Source organism: Listeria grayi DSM 20601 (genome assembly GCF_000148995.1).
GTDB lineage: Bacteria > Bacillota > Bacilli > Lactobacillales > Listeriaceae > Listeria > Listeria grayi.
The window spans coordinates 1,457,886-1,471,810 of record NZ_GL538352.1; the positions used below are offsets into that span (position 1 = coordinate 1,457,886).

15 protein-coding genes are annotated in these 13,925 nt (G+C 38.0%); 11 read left to right on the forward strand and 4 right to left on the reverse strand.

Features of this window, described 5'->3' with window-relative positions:
- Window positions 1-7 precede the first annotated feature (7 nt).
- Entirely contained in the window at window positions 8-952 is a 945-nt protein-coding gene (locus tag HMPREF0556_RS07345; protein WP_003757063.1) for a DNA-directed RNA polymerase subunit alpha, read from the forward strand.
- A 20-nt stretch (window positions 953-972) separates the two neighbouring features.
- Window positions 973-1,383, forward strand: a complete 411-nt coding sequence (gene rplQ, locus HMPREF0556_RS07350; protein ID WP_003757065.1) for a 50S ribosomal protein L17 — start codon at window positions 973-975, stop codon at window positions 1,381-1,383.
- 685 nt (window positions 1,384-2,068) lie between these two features.
- Here rplQ and HMPREF0556_RS07355 read toward each other — a convergent pair.
- Window positions 2,069-2,731 (reverse strand): MgtC/SapB family protein, encoded by a 663-nt coding sequence (locus tag HMPREF0556_RS07355; protein ID WP_139028087.1) that lies wholly within the window; start codon window positions 2,729-2,731, stop codon window positions 2,069-2,071.
- Between the two features lie 154 nt (window positions 2,732-2,885).
- On the opposite strand from HMPREF0556_RS07355, the gene HMPREF0556_RS07360 reads away from it, so the two are divergent.
- From HMPREF0556_RS07360 to HMPREF0556_RS07395, 8 genes are all read left to right on the forward strand, one after another.
- Window positions 2,886-3,710, forward strand: a complete 825-nt coding sequence (locus tag HMPREF0556_RS07360; RefSeq protein WP_040486552.1) for an energy-coupling factor ABC transporter ATP-binding protein — start codon at window positions 2,886-2,888, stop codon at window positions 3,708-3,710.
- Window positions 3,701-4,576, forward strand: a complete 876-nt coding sequence (locus HMPREF0556_RS07365; protein WP_003757072.1) for an energy-coupling factor ABC transporter ATP-binding protein — start codon at window positions 3,701-3,703, stop codon at window positions 4,574-4,576. The genes HMPREF0556_RS07360 and HMPREF0556_RS07365 overlap by 10 nt, the downstream gene beginning before the upstream one ends.
- Complete coding sequence (locus tag HMPREF0556_RS07370; protein ID WP_003757074.1) at window positions 4,566-5,363, forward strand: energy-coupling factor transporter transmembrane component T family protein; 798 nt, start codon at window positions 4,566-4,568, stop codon at window positions 5,361-5,363. The genes HMPREF0556_RS07365 and HMPREF0556_RS07370 overlap by 11 nt, the downstream gene beginning before the upstream one ends.
- Before the next feature lie 15 nt (window positions 5,364-5,378).
- The gene (gene truA / locus HMPREF0556_RS07375; protein WP_003757076.1) at window positions 5,379-6,122 is read left to right on the forward strand and encodes a tRNA pseudouridine(38-40) synthase TruA; all 744 of its coding nucleotides are present in this window, start codon (window positions 5,379-5,381) and stop codon (window positions 6,120-6,122) included.
- A gap of 17 nt (window positions 6,123-6,139) precedes the next feature.
- A complete protein-coding gene (locus tag HMPREF0556_RS07380; protein ID WP_003757080.1) occupies window positions 6,140-7,645 on the forward strand; it encodes a polysaccharide pyruvyl transferase family protein in 1,506 nt (501 codons plus the stop codon).
- A gap of 181 nt (window positions 7,646-7,826) precedes the next feature.
- Complete coding sequence (gene rplM / locus HMPREF0556_RS07385) at window positions 7,827-8,264, forward strand: 50S ribosomal protein L13 (protein WP_003757082.1); 438 nt, start codon at window positions 7,827-7,829, stop codon at window positions 8,262-8,264.
- Window positions 8,265-8,290: 26 nt separating this feature from the next.
- Complete coding sequence (gene rpsI, locus HMPREF0556_RS07390; protein WP_003757084.1) at window positions 8,291-8,683, forward strand: 30S ribosomal protein S9; 393 nt, start codon at window positions 8,291-8,293, stop codon at window positions 8,681-8,683.
- Window positions 8,684-8,842: 159 nt separating this feature from the next.
- Window positions 8,843-10,531, forward strand: a complete 1,689-nt coding sequence (locus HMPREF0556_RS07395) for an AIPR family protein (protein WP_040486553.1) — start codon at window positions 8,843-8,845, stop codon at window positions 10,529-10,531.
- Between the two features lie 201 nt (window positions 10,532-10,732).
- Here HMPREF0556_RS07395 and HMPREF0556_RS07400 read toward each other — a convergent pair whose 3' ends face one another.
- Genes HMPREF0556_RS07400 through HMPREF0556_RS07410 form a run of 3 tightly spaced genes read right to left on the reverse strand, consistent with a single transcriptional unit; the run spans window position 10,733 to window position 12,381 of the window.
- A complete protein-coding gene (locus HMPREF0556_RS07400) occupies window positions 10,733-11,101 on the reverse strand; it encodes a hypothetical protein (RefSeq protein WP_003757088.1) in 369 nt (122 codons plus the stop codon).
- A 28-nt stretch (window positions 11,102-11,129) separates the two neighbouring features.
- Complete coding sequence (locus tag HMPREF0556_RS07405; protein WP_003757090.1) at window positions 11,130-12,176, reverse strand: tyrosine-type recombinase/integrase; 1,047 nt, start codon at window positions 12,174-12,176, stop codon at window positions 11,130-11,132.
- A 16-nt stretch (window positions 12,177-12,192) separates the two neighbouring features.
- Window positions 12,193-12,381, reverse strand: coding sequence for a MerR family transcriptional regulator (locus tag HMPREF0556_RS07410; protein WP_003757092.1), 189 nt, complete (start codon window positions 12,379-12,381; stop codon window positions 12,193-12,195).
- Window positions 12,382-12,697: 316 nt separating this feature from the next.
- On the opposite strand from HMPREF0556_RS07410, the gene istA reads away from it, so the two are divergent.
- Window positions 12,698-13,924 (forward strand): IS21 family transposase, encoded by a 1,227-nt coding sequence (gene istA / locus HMPREF0556_RS07420; RefSeq protein WP_003755396.1) that lies wholly within the window; start codon window positions 12,698-12,700, stop codon window positions 13,922-13,924.
- Window position 13,925 lies beyond the last annotated feature (1 nt).

Sequence of the window (13,925 nt, forward strand, 5' to 3'; positions counted from 1 at the left end):
AATTTGAATGATCGAAATTGAAAAACCAAAAATTGAAACGATTGAGATCAGCGATGATGCCAAGTACGGAAAATTTGTTGTAGAACCACTTGAGCGTGGATATGGTACAACTTTGGGTAACTCCTTACGTCGTATTCTATTATCTTCACTTCCCGGAGCTGCAGTTACCTCTATACAAATCGATGGAGCTCTTCATGAATTCTCCGTTATTGATGGTGTAGTGGAAGATGTAACAACGATGATTTTAAATATCAAGAAATTGGCACTTAAAATCTATTCTGATGATGAAAAAACATTGGAAATCGATGTTCAAGGCCCTGGCGTTGTAACTGCTGGTGATATTAATTACGACAGTGATGTTGAAATTTTAAATCCAGACTTACACATTGCAACATTAAGCGACAATGCAAAATTCCATGTTCGTCTTAATGCAACTCGTGGTCGTGGATATACCCCAGCTGATTTAAATAAACACGAAAACATGCCAATCGGTGTATTACCAGTTGACTCCATTTTCTCCCCAGTAATTCGCGTGAATTATCAAGTTGAAAATACTCGTGTTGGACAATCAACAAATTATGATAAATTAAGCTTTGATGTTTTGACTGATGGAAGTATCAGCCCAGAAGAAGCTGTTTCTCTAGGAGCAAAAATTCTTTCTGAGCATTTGAGTATCTTCGTCAACTTAACAGATGAAGCCCAAAAAGCAGAAATCATGATTGAAAAAGAAGAAAGCCACAAAGAAAAAGTACTGGAAATGACAATTGAAGAATTAGATCTTTCTGTTCGTTCTTACAATTGCTTGAAACGTGCTGGAATCAATACAGTTCAAGAACTAGCTGATAAATCCGAAGATGATATGATGAAAGTTCGTAACTTAGGACGTAAATCATTGGAAGAAGTAAAAGTGAAACTTGCTGATTTAGGCTTATCTCTTAGAAACGAAAACTAACTGAAGGAGGGAAATAGACAATGGGTTACAGAAAATTAGGCCGTACTAGCTCACAACGTAAAGCATTGCTACGTGATCTTGCAACGGATTTAATCGTACACGAACGCATCGAAACAACTGAAGCTCGTGCGAAAGAAGTACGTAAAGTTGTTGAAAAAATGATTACTTCTGGTAAAAAAGGTGACTTGCATTCTCGTCGTCAAGTTGAAGCTTTTATCCGTCACGAAGTAGTTGATGTTGTTCAAGTAGACGTGAAAGGTAAAGATGGTTCTACTGTGAAGAAAAACCGTCCAGTTTACGCACTACAAAAATTATTTGATGACGTAGCTCCTCGCTATGCAGAACGTCAAGGCGGATATACTCGTATCTTGAAAAAAGGACCTCGTCGCGGCGACGGTGCACCTGTAGTAATCATCGAATTAGTTAAATAAGCAATACCATGTTAAAGCAAGTGGAGTGTCATGATATGTGTTTCAACCGAAACGCACTGTCTAGCTCTGTGCGTCTCTCCCTCTCTTCCAGAGGGTGAGGGGCGCAGGCTTTTTTGTTTGGGCTCTTCGAAGCAAAGCGAGTTAGAGCCCAAATATATATACGAACAAAGTGAGTATATAATCCCCAAAAGGCTCTTCGGATCCCCCACAAGAAAAGCTGAAGAAGCTTTTTTAGTGTAGCGTGAAAAAATCATAAATGAACACAAAAAGCAAAGCGAGTTAGAGCCCAAATATATATACGAACAAAGTGAGTATATAATCCCTAAAAGGCTCTTCGGCTCCCCCACAAGAAAAACTGAAGAAACTTTTTTAGTGTAGCGTGAAAAAATCATAAATGAACACAAAAAGCAAAGCGAGTTAGAGCCCAAATATATATACGAACAAAGTGAGTATATAATCCCTAAAAGGCTCTTCGGATCCCCCACAAGAAAAGCTGAAGAAGCTTTTTTAGTGTAGCGTGAAAAAATCATAAATGAACACAAAAAGCAAAGCGAGTTAGAGCCCAAATATATATACGAACAAAATGAGTATATAATCCCTCTCCGAAATAGCCACAAAACAAATCTATCCAACCACTCCCCAACATATATCCACAAAAAAACACGCCTGCCCCGCAAGCGCGTTCTCACTCGATTTTTTCCAACAAAACATCCTGCACATTTTGAATATAATGGATCAATTGATGCTCATCCATATTCATCTTCGCCTTAAGTGTCACTGAAGCTCGATAAAACCCCGTATTCTCGAAGTTCTCCTGCGTCACCTCATAAGATCCCAAATGATAACCGCTCAAATGAATATACTCCATAATATCCGTCAGTTTATCTTTTTTCGTCGTCGTATAAACTAACCGCATGGACCGAAAACCAATTGATTTAAATAAATATCCCAATCCTTCCAACCCAATAAGTGTCAAAACAGTTGCGCCGATCCCTAAAATATACATACCCGAACCAACGGCCAGTCCGATTCCTGCAGCAGCCCATAACCCAGCCGCGGTTGTCAAACCACGAACAAATTGCTTTTGGATAATGATCGTACCGGCGCCGATAAATCCAATTCCGCTTACGACTTGCGCGGCTACCCGGCTAGGATCAAATGCCACTTTTTCCATGGACATGATCTGTTGGAATCCATATTGGGAAACGATCATGATCAGGGCGCTTCCGAGCGAAACAAGGAAATGCGTCCGAAACCCAGCTTCCTTTGCTCGAATTTCCCGATCAAGTCCGATAACAGCTCCGAGTACTCCTGCAACAGTGATTCTAAGTAAAAAATCAAGCCACATCATCTTCGCTCCCTTTCAAATTCTTATCCTTTTCTTTTTCCCTCAAGCCACTGCTCTTAAACAGCTCTTTGATAATAAGCTTTTGCTAGAATCTGCGCTTTATACTATAATAAGCATTATGTAAGAAAGTATGGAAAGAAAGAGGTGCGCCTCCGTGTCAGAAGAATTTTTGCGTTTAGAGAACGTTTATTATAAATATGATGAAGAAGAAGCCTACGCGGTAGAAGATGTTTCTTTTTCTGTGAAAAAAGGAGAATGGCTGGCGCTAGTCGGACATAATGGTTCAGGGAAATCCAGTATCGCTAAGCTACTTAACGGACTGCTCTTTCCTGAAAAAGGACTGATCAAAGTCGGGAATTTCGTTTTGTCCGAAAATAACATCTGGAGCATCCGTAAACTGATCGGTATGGTATTCCAAAATCCCGATAACCAATTTGTCGGGGCTACGGTGCAAGATGATGTCGCTTTTGGGCTTGAAAACCAGGCTGTACCTCATGATGAAATGGTGGAACGGGTGAACAGTGCCTTGAACGAAGTCGGCATGCAGATGTATGCAACGCATGAACCGGCGCGTCTGTCTGGCGGGCAAAAGCAGCGTGTCGCAATTGCAGGTGTGATCGCACTTAGCCCCGCAGTTATTATCTTAGATGAAGCAACTTCGATGTTAGATCCGCAAGGGCGAGAAGAAGTCATGGAAACGATCCGACTGCTACGAGAACGCAATCAGATCACCGTTATTTCGATTACACACGATCTGGATGAGGTCTTGTTTGCAGATCGAGTGATCGTGATGAACGATGGACATATTCATCAAACCGGGACGCCAAAAGAAGTTTTCCAAGACACAGCGGAAATGAAAAAAATCGGGCTTGGTGTGCCATTTATTATCCAGCTGCAGGAAAAATTAGCGGCATTGGGAGTAGAAAAAGAAGAAGTCGTATTGTCAGAGGGAGAGTTGATGGAGCAGTTATGGAAATAAAACTAGAAGAATTAGGGTATTGCTACCAAAAAAACAGCCCTTTTGAAACAAGAGCGCTTCAAGACGTCAACGTTACATTTCCATCCGGCAGCTATGTGGCAGTAGTCGGCCATACCGGATCTGGGAAATCTACATTGCTACAACATCTGAATGCGCTATTGATGCCAACAGAAGGGCGGATCACGATCGGGGAACAAGTTATTGAAGCCGGCGGGAAGTATAAAAAGCTTCGTGATCTCAGGAAAAAAGTCGGGATCGTTTTCCAATTTCCGGAAGCACAGCTCTTTGAAGAAACAGTAGAGAAAGATATCTGCTTCGGCCCGGTCAATTTTGGTGTGCCGATAGAAGAAGCAAAGGTCCGTGCTCGCACGGCGATCAAAGAAGTAGGATTATCAGAATCGATCTTGGAACGCTCTCCGTTTGAACTCTCAGGCGGGCAAATGCGCCGCGTGGCGATCGCCGGGGTCCTTGCGATGGAACCGGAAGTACTCGTTTTAGATGAACCGACAGCGGGGCTTGATCCCCAGGGCCGCGAAGAGATCATGAACATGTTCTATCGGCTACACCAAGAAAAAGGGCTGACTACGATCCTAGTGACCCACAGTATGGAAGATGCAGCGCGTTATGCGGAAACCCTGGTTTTGATGAAAAACGGCACCGTAGAAAGAATTGGTTCAGCCAGAGAATTGTTTACGGAAGCGATGCAGAATCCTGAATTAGCGCTTCCACTTCCCGACGTAGTCAAATTCCAAGTGAACTTTGAAAGAAAATTCAAATGCCGGCTGGAAAAAACCTGTCTAACGATCGATGAATTAGCAGCAGCGATCCAGCATCAGCTGGAAGGCGGTATGAAACATGATGGATAAAATGATACTCGGTAGATATATCCCGAGTAATTCTTGGCTTCACTTAGCTGATCCAAGAGCCAAATTAACATCTGTAATGGCGTTTATTATTATCGTCTTCTTTGCCAACAACTGGCTGACATATGGTTTTCTTTTTCTTTTCGTACTAAGCTTAGTTGTGCTTTCCAAAGTACCAGTTATTTTCTTTTTAAAAGGGCTTCAGCCGATTTTCTTTCTGATCACCCTAACCTTATTACTGCAATTATTTTTTACGCAAGGCGGGCACACGCTCGTTTCCTTTGGATTTATTCATATCACGACATTAGGGCTTAAAAATGGGATCATGATTTTCTGTCGCTTTGTTTTGATCGTACTCATGACCACGATCTTGACACTTACGACCAACCCGATCCAGCTTACTGACGGACTGGAAAAAATATTGGCGCCTTTCCGCGTCGTACGTCTGCCTGTCCATGAACTGGCATTGATGCTTAGTATCTCGCTACGCTTCATTCCGACATTGATGGATGAAACAGAAAAAATAAGCAAAGCGCAAAAAGCAAGAGGTGTCGATTTTACTTCCGGGAGTATCAAAGAACGCATCAAAGCGATCATCCCGTTATTAGTTCCCCTGTTCATCAGTGCTTTTAAACGGGCGGAAGACCTGGCCATCGCAATGGAAGCGCGCGGTTATCATGGTGGTCACGGGAGAACCAGGTATCGGCAGTTGCGCTGGCAATGGGGAGATACTTGGCTGATGATCTCGCTAGGAGTATTGCTAGCCCTGTTGTTAGTTTTTAGAAGTTAGGAGAGTTTGCAGGAAATGCCAAGATATAAAGTGATTTTAGCTTATGATGGTAGCGGTTTTTCCGGCTATCAAGTACAACCGCACAAGCGCACCGTACAAAGCGAATTAGAAGAAGCGCTGCTCAAGATGCACAAAGGGGAATTTGTGCGTGTGACGGCCTCAGGAAGGACGGATACGGGCGTTCATGCAGCAGGCCAAGTCATTCACTTCGATTCGCCGCTCCAGATACCTAATGAAAAATTCCAGCGGGCCTTACAGCGGATGACGCCATTTGATATCGGGATCCATTCTGTCGAGCAAGTGCCGGATGACTTTCATGCCAGATACGGCACAGTGGGGAAAGAATACCGCTATGTTATTAAAAACAGTACAGACTACGACCCGTTTTCACGCAATTTTGCCCTACATTATCCCTATCCGCTATCGATAGAGAAAATGCAGGAAGCAAGCCAGATCCTTATCGGCGAGCATGATTTCACCAGTTTCTGCTCCGCCCGCACCGAGCAAGATTCGAAGGTACGAACCATCTATTCGATCGAGTTTCTCAAGGAAAAAGAAACGATCACGATCTGCTATCGTGGCGACGGCTTTTTATATAACATGGTGAGGATCTTGACAGGCGCACTATTGGATATCGGACAAGGGCGCATGACGGCTGAGACACTTGAAAAAGCACTGCAGGCAAAAGACAGAACCAAACTACCAAGTGTGACTGCACCAGCGCAGGGATTGTATTTATGGGAAGTGGCTTATAAATAAAAAAGGTGGGTATTAACATGAAACGATTTTTGATCCGATCAGGAATATCACCATTAGACTTATTCGATGCACCGACGATCATCGCTAGAGATGCGATCGGTAGCAATGTAGGGAACTTACTTTATGCCTACAGCATTTACCGTAATTTATGGACGGAAGACACGGAGATCATTCCAGATTATTATCGGATCGATCCAGATGACGCCGACCATATCAATGAAACCTACGACGGTTATCTTATTCCGTTGGCAGATGCCTTTCGGGAAACCTTCCGCCGTCAGCTGAAACAGTATACTAAACTAATCAAACGGCTGAAAATCCCCGTTTACATCATCGGTGTGGGTCTGCGTGCACCCTATGAACCTGACCTCAAAGCGGGATTCCCTTTCGATACAGACGTAAAGAACTTCGTTAAAGCAGTTTTAGAAAAAACTGGTCAAATCGGTCTACGCGGCGAGATCACTTCTGCGTACTTGACACAATTAGGTTTCCAAGCGGGAGTCGACCATCAAGTCATTGGCTGCCCATCCATGTATACCTTTGGGAAAAACCTGACGATCAAAGACATTACGCTGAACGAGCACACGAAGATCTTTACCAACCTTGCCCCGATTGCTCCGCAGCCAGTCGTCGATTTCATGCGACATGGTCTGCAGAATTATCCTGATGTCACTTTTATCCCACAAGATATTGACGAATTGACGCTCACGTACAGCGGAGGTACCTATTTAAACGGTCCTTCATTAGGCAAAGAACTGCGAAATTATCCAAACAATTTGGAAAGCCCAGAATACAGGTCAGGGAAAGTTCGGTTCTTTTTGAGCGCACCGAGTTGGATAAAGGCAATGAAAATGGCAGATCTCAGCATCGGAACAAGGCTGCATGGCAATGTGGCCGCAGCAATCGCCGGAACACCGGGTATCATTTTTCCAGCTGATGCCAGAATGCGCGAACTTTCGGAATTTCATGGTCTAACGACTTATCAAGCCGATGCGATCGATGAAAACACCACACTGAGCGATATCTTGGAACAAGTAGACATACATAGCCCGGAACGCAAACAAGCAGCGAATTTTGCGAACTTCGAGGCCTTTCTGGATAAAAATCAACTTTCACATATCGACTTTGATTCCACAGAAGCAGCACCACTAGACAAAAAGCTGGAAAGCGTTCAGCTTTTACCGCCAGTAGAACCGCTAGTGAATTGCGAGAAACAAGAGATCTTACAGCGCCTAGAAGCCAATTATCCAGCTTTGAAAGCTCGAAATAAAACGATCCAGGACCGTAGTGCCAAAACAACGAAACAGCTTCGCAAGGCAAAGAACGAGCTGCAGACGCAAAAGACAGAATGGGAATCCGAAAAAGTAGAGCTAGAAGCGAAACTGCTACGCGCTAAACAAGTAAATCAACGGCTTAAAGCAAAATTGACTGCCAAAAATAAAAAAATCCGCAACCAACGAGTGACATTGAACCGGCGCTCCGTCAAACTTGCGCTTCGGATCGCGGATCAATTTAGAAAATAAATTTTCGGATTGATATTGACTTTTCACGCTGTAAATTGTATTATGGACTATGGTATTGTTTGCCCCACAATAAGCCCCGGAAGGTTGTTGTGTTAAACAATAAAAATGAAAATAAATAGTTTTTTCGGGAATCGGAACATTTCCGGGAGCTAATTTTGTAAAAATATTAGGAGGGTAACTCATGCGTACAACTTATATGGCGAAACCCGGCGAAGTAGAACGTAAATGGTACGTGATCGACGCTGAAGGTGTTTCTTTAGGACGTTTGTCCAGCGAAGTAGCTTCAATTCTTCGTGGCAAAATCAAACCACAATTTACTCCAAATGTTGACACTGGAGACTTTGTAATTGTAATCAATGCTGGTAAGGTAGGTCTTACTGGTAAAAAAGCGACAGATAAAATCTATTACCGTCACTCTCAATATCCAGGCGGTCTGAAATCCCGTACAGCAGGCGAAATGCGTACAAACAACCCAGAAAAATTGATCGAGCTATCTGTAAAAGGTATGCTTCCAAAAAACTCACTAGGACGCGCACAATTCAAAAAATTACACGTATACGGCGGTTCCGAGCACGAACATGCAGCTCAACAACCAGAAGTATATCAATTACGCGGTTAATTCATTTAAATAAGGAGGAATTCTAAGTGGCTCAAGTACAATATTACGGAACAGGTCGTCGTAAAAGCTCAGTAGCTCGTGTACGTCTAGTACCAGGCGACGGCAAAGTTGTTATCAATAATAGAGACTGGGAAGATTACATCCCATTCGCAGCACTACGCGAAGTAATCAAACAACCTTTAGTAGCAACAGATGCTTTAGGAAAATATGACGTATTAGTAAACGTTCATGGTGGAGGCTACACTGGTCAAGCCGGTGCTATCCGTCACGGCGTGGCACGTGCACTATTACTTGTATCACCTGAGTACCGCCCAGCACTTAAATCTGCTGGATTGCTAACTCGTGACCCTCGTATGAAAGAACGTAAAAAATACGGTCTTAAAGCGGCTCGTCGCGCACCTCAGTTCTCAAAACGTTAATATCTTTATTGATATGTTGCTACTCAAAAGTATTAATTGGTGTTAATTGGAGTAAATATCATAAGATTATATGAAAAATTTTAAAGTATCAGCATTTTGCTGATACTTTTTTTGTATATTATGTTAAAATTAGTAAAATATATAAAAGGGGATTTTTATATGGCGATAAGTAAATTTGATTCATATTATTTAAAAATAAAAGAAGAAGCAGAAAAGATTCAAGAAAAAGAAAGCTATAATAATTTATCTTTGGCATTTGCTCATTGGTTTTTAGATATTCAGTACGGATTAAATGAGCAAGAAATATCGGAGTCATTAATTGATGGTGACGGAGACTATGGAATTGATGCTTTTATTCATGATGAAAATAATAAAGAGTTAGAAATATTTCAATTTAAGTTTCCAAGCAAAACAGAAACAATAAAAAAAGAAATTCCTCAAAATGATATTTACAAAGTTATAACAGGATTTAATTATCTATTAGATCCGTCAGAAGAATTACAATTAAATAACGCATCTCAAAATTTTATCAATTTAAAAGAGAATTTAAGGAACTCTGAAATATTCAAATTTAAAATTAACTTTGTAAGTTTCAATCAAGGTATAGTTGATAACACTGAAATTTTAACGAATTTTACAAATAAAAATCAAAAAGAAACTGGAATTGATATTTCTTTTAGTACTTATAATGTTCACACTATTTCCAATATTTATGAAAAACTTCAAAGAAAAAATTCTGTTTCTATTAATCTAACTTATACAACTTTGCAACAAGCATATACTGCAAATGATATTGAATCATACGTTGGTTTAATTAACAGTAAAGATTTAATTGAAAGTATTGATGAAAAAATAGGTGTTATATTTGATGAAAATATTAGGCTTGCTGAAAAAAAATCAAGAGTCAATGACAATATCAAAAAAACTGCTTCGAATAATTCTTCTGAAATGTTTTATTTTTATAATAATGGTATCACTTTTATTTGTGACAGTATTGAGAACAGTCCCAATTCTCGTATAGCAAAATTAGAAGGTGCTTCAATTGTTAATGGTTGTCAAACAGTAACATCTCTCTTTGAAGTTTACAAAGAGGGAAAATTAAAAACTAATACAGATATCCTTATTAGAATAACAAAGATATCAGATTATGAACAAAGATCTAGAATTACTCAGTTTCTTAATTCACAAAATCCGATTAAGGATAGCTATTTTATTGCAAACCATAGTATAGTAAGAGACTTACAAAACAAATTAGTAGAAAAGGGTTACTTTTTAGAAAGACAAATAAACGAAGCTTCTTATAAGGAAGAATATACAGACAGCAAAATGAAAAAAGATAAAAAAGTCATAAAGCTAGAAGATGTTATTCAGTACTATAGTGCTTACTATCTAGATAAATTTTCTGCAACAGCTAAGAGAAGTAAATCTAGTTTGTTTAGTGCAGATAATGTTGAAGAAATTCTATCTGGAATGTCTGAGGATAAGGTAATTTATTCTTATAATTTATATCAAGAGGTTTCTAAAGTAATCACAGCTTATCGAAGATATCGTAGAAATAAAGAAAATGAAGAATTTATTAATTTAATGAATTTATCAAAAAAAGAAATGGAAAGAGATGAAGCTAAATATCTCTTTATTAACACCGCCGATATACTGATTTTGAATACTTGTCGTCACATAAAAGAAAAGAATCCCCAAATTAATAATGATATTGATTTAATAGTTGAAGCAATCAAAACAATAAAAACATTAATTGAAAATGATGAAGAATTAAAAGAAATGTTACCTGCTGGTCTTACAAAAAATCAAAAAATCTATTCAGAAGTCAAAAAACATTATAGTAAGTAAAAATAAAGCAGTCATCTGTAATTCAATGATGACTGTTTTATTTGAGGTTAAACTTCTAATTTTATTATAGTTGGATTCCTTATAGTAGTATGCATTCCTGTTGTTAATGCATCTTTGCTTAATGTTTTTCTCTAAGTTCTGAATAAATATGGATCATAAAATATTACCTCTCGAGTATTAACTTATTCTATATAATGATTTTTAATATTTATTAGTTAAATAATAGTTGTTTCGTACTAATTCAATTTGTGGTAAGGTCAATGGTGTAATATACAATATATTATTTTCTAATTCTCTAAAGTTAAAGAAAAAAATATACTTTCCCTTGAAGTCAATAACTTGATCATTAAGAATTAAAGATTTGTTCCAAGACTGATTAGGTTCTAGTCTAGTTGCTGGAACAATTAAAATATTATCTTGAAAGTAAAAATCAAAATCGCTTGATAAATATTCATCGGTTAAAATTTTGAAGTTTTCTCGTGAAATGGGTATCTGTTCAAATTTCATGGTATGTGCATCAAATCTATTTATATTTTCATTTATTCCGAAAGCAAATGTTGTATTGTTCATTTCATTGGTTACCTCCCCAGTAGTATAATTACTTTAAAGAATTTAGTAAATCTAAAGCATCAGCATCTTGCTGGTGTTTTTTTTCGGGCATTAGTTCCAAGTAATAATTCTGCGTGGTTAATATCGAGCTATGACCTAAACGCTTTGATATATAATCTAACCTTAAATTATCATTTGAAAATAAGTATGATGCATGTGTATCGCGTAATCCGTGAAAGGTAGTTCGTTCAATTTCAAGTTCATCCAGCATTTTAGCTAATATTTCAGATTGCTTAAAACCATCTCTTCCAAATATATAGCCATTACTTTTCTCTTTAACTGTTACTAAAAGATCATAGACTTCTTTATTGATACTTACATCACGTTTAGAGTGCTTTGTTTTTAATAGTATATCATCACTATGAGGACTTATTGAACGTTTTATACGTATACCATACTCGTAAATATCCTCTTTCTTAATTCCTAGTAATTCGCCTCGACGTGCACCTGTTTCTAATGCTAAAAGTACTAAAATATGAAAATCATTTTTCGGATTGTTAAGCAAATAAGATCTTAGCTTTTTGAAATCTGTTATAGATAATGCTTTATTTCTTTTATCTAATTCTTTTCCTCTAGTTTTAACAAGTCCAGCAAAATCAGAGGAAAGCAATCCACGACCATAGGCATAACGTAGGGATGTTCTAATTTTTAATAATACTTCTGTAGTAGTTTTTCTAGAATGAGTTTTACCATATTCATCTATCTTCATTTGTACAACAATATCATTTAAATCGCTTAGTTTTGTATCTCCAAATAGCTGTTTAACGATAGGTATTGTTCTTGTATAGTTAATAAATGTGGCAGGTCTAACGTCATTCTTTTTAACTAAATGAACCCAGTTTTCAAAAAATATAGCGAATGATTCATTTCTACTAGCTAGATCTACACCGTTTCCTTTTGCAATTTCATTCTGCATTGCCCAACGTTTAGCTTCTGTGAGTGTTTTAAATGTCTTTGAAATACGGTTATTTACACCATTCTTATAATTAGATATTTGTACTCTGTATGATTTACCTCGTTTGGTTATTGTCGCCATAATAATACCTCTATTCTTAATTTATTGACTGTTCAAGAATGAAGTTCTCCAATTCTTTTATCGTGTAACGTTCATGTTTACCAACCATAAATCTTTTGAGTTTATCAGAACTTCTAATATATTTATCGAATGACTTTGGATCTACTCCTAAAAATTTTGATGCTTGCTCTCTTGTTAATAAAAAAGGTAATTTTAAATCTTCCATAAAAATCACTCCTTTAACTTTTTCAATGCTATAATTTGATTTTTTTATATCGAACTTTGTTATTAACTAGCTTTCCATTTTTATATACTTTAGAATTGTAACTTGATTCATATACAACTTGTTGATCTTTAAAAAGTTTTTCATCTGATAATACTTTGATTTCTTCAACTTTTTTTAAATTTCTAGAAGCATAGTATGATTTTTTTTCCATACTTGTAAAGGGCCATATTAAAATGTAGGAAAAGGGCCATCGAAAATGTAGGTACATGACAAATCTGATATTCTTTTTCATGAAACTATCCAAGGAGAGTGAATCATGAGAAAAGATGTCTTAGAAGGAGTGTTACTACACATTATGAATGAAATTCATCCTAATTTCGCAGCCCTTGCCAAACAATATAATTGTGATTATCGAACGGTTAAACGCTATTATGAAGCTGGATTGACGGGGGATTTAGATAAGCTTAGAGAGAGAAAACCTTCGGTCCCTCCTTTGCTTCATGGTTTTGAAGAAATTATTCGTGATAAATTAGAATTAAATTGTTCGGCAGCTTCTATCTTTTATTTCTTAGGTAAAAAAGGTTATAAAGGGAGTTATACAACGATTAAACGTTATTGTCGTAAATACCGGGAAGAAAAAGTACAAAAAGCAACGATTCGTATTGAGACCACACCCGGTCTTTCTGCTCAAGTAGATTGGAAAGAAAACGTTAAAATGGTTAGCCGAGACGGTGAAGTGTTTTATTTCAATATTTTTCTCTATATTCTTGGTTACTCAAGAATGAAGTACTTAGAGCTCACTTTTGATCGAACACAACCGACGGTTTTTCAGTGTTTAGTCAATGCCTTTGAATATTGCGGAAACGGTATTCCTCAAGAAATTTGGTTTGACAATATGAAAACCGTTGTCGACCGTAGTAAGAGTCAATTCACACAAACTGTTTTCAATGAAAAATTCCGGCAATTTGCGAAAGATGCTGGATTCCATCCGATTGCTTGTCGTCCTTTTAGACCCCAAACAAAAGGGAAAGTGGAAGCATTAGCCCGAACAGTTGAGCGTTTAATGGTCTTTAATTATGAATTTACAGATGTACAAGAGTTAAAACAGATCATATATGAATTGATGCAAGATCTGAATGGCTCCGTCTCACAAGCCATCCACAACAAACCGACGGTTTTACTAAAGGAAGAGCTTCCCATACTAGCTCCCATCCATCGTTTAGAATTGCTCAGCTATGTTTCTAGAAATAAACGTCTACTGAGAAAGGTATCGATGGAGTCCATGGTTCAATATCAAAATGCTAAATATTCTGTTCCTGTTAAATATATTGGGAAAGAAGTGACGTTAGATATTCGTAGGGACAATCTATTTGTTTGGTATGGGGATAAATGTATTCGAACCCATCCTATAAGTGAAAAAGCGCTTAATTATCAACGCGAAGACTCGCTTGAAATTTTGCGTTCCGATGTATTTAAATATTTAGAAGATGAAGAATTAGAGCGATTTGTCGATGATAATTTACATGCATATGACGATCTATAAG

Coding starts and splice junctions, on each gene's coding strand:
- HMPREF0556_RS07345 (WP_003757063.1), top strand. CDS start 8: ATGATCGAAATTGAAAAACCAAAAATTGAAACGATTGAGATCAGCGAT.
- rplQ (WP_003757065.1), top strand. CDS start 973: ATGGGTTACAGAAAATTAGGCCGTACTAGCTCACAACGTAAAGCATTG.
- HMPREF0556_RS07355 (WP_139028087.1), bottom strand. CDS start 2,731: ATGTGGCTTGATTTTTTACTTAGAATCACTGTTGCAGGAGTACTCGGA.
- HMPREF0556_RS07365 (WP_003757072.1), top strand. CDS start 3,701: ATGGAAATAAAACTAGAAGAATTAGGGTATTGCTACCAAAAAAACAGC.
- HMPREF0556_RS07370 (WP_003757074.1), top strand. CDS start 4,566: ATGATGGATAAAATGATACTCGGTAGATATATCCCGAGTAATTCTTGG.
- truA (WP_003757076.1), top strand. CDS start 5,379: ATGCCAAGATATAAAGTGATTTTAGCTTATGATGGTAGCGGTTTTTCC.
- HMPREF0556_RS07380 (WP_003757080.1), top strand. CDS start 6,140: ATGAAACGATTTTTGATCCGATCAGGAATATCACCATTAGACTTATTC.
- rplM (WP_003757082.1), top strand. CDS start 7,827: ATGCGTACAACTTATATGGCGAAACCCGGCGAAGTAGAACGTAAATGG.
- HMPREF0556_RS07395 (WP_040486553.1), top strand. CDS start 8,843: ATGGCGATAAGTAAATTTGATTCATATTATTTAAAAATAAAAGAAGAA.
- HMPREF0556_RS07400 (WP_003757088.1), bottom strand. CDS start 11,101: ATGAACAATACAACATTTGCTTTCGGAATAAATGAAAATATAAATAGA.
- HMPREF0556_RS07405 (WP_003757090.1), bottom strand. CDS start 12,176: ATGGCGACAATAACCAAACGAGGTAAATCATACAGAGTACAAATATCT.
- HMPREF0556_RS07410 (WP_003757092.1), bottom strand. CDS start 12,381: ATGGAAGATTTAAAATTACCTTTTTTATTAACAAGAGAGCAAGCATCA.
- istA (WP_003755396.1), top strand. CDS start 12,698: ATGAGAAAAGATGTCTTAGAAGGAGTGTTACTACACATTATGAATGAA.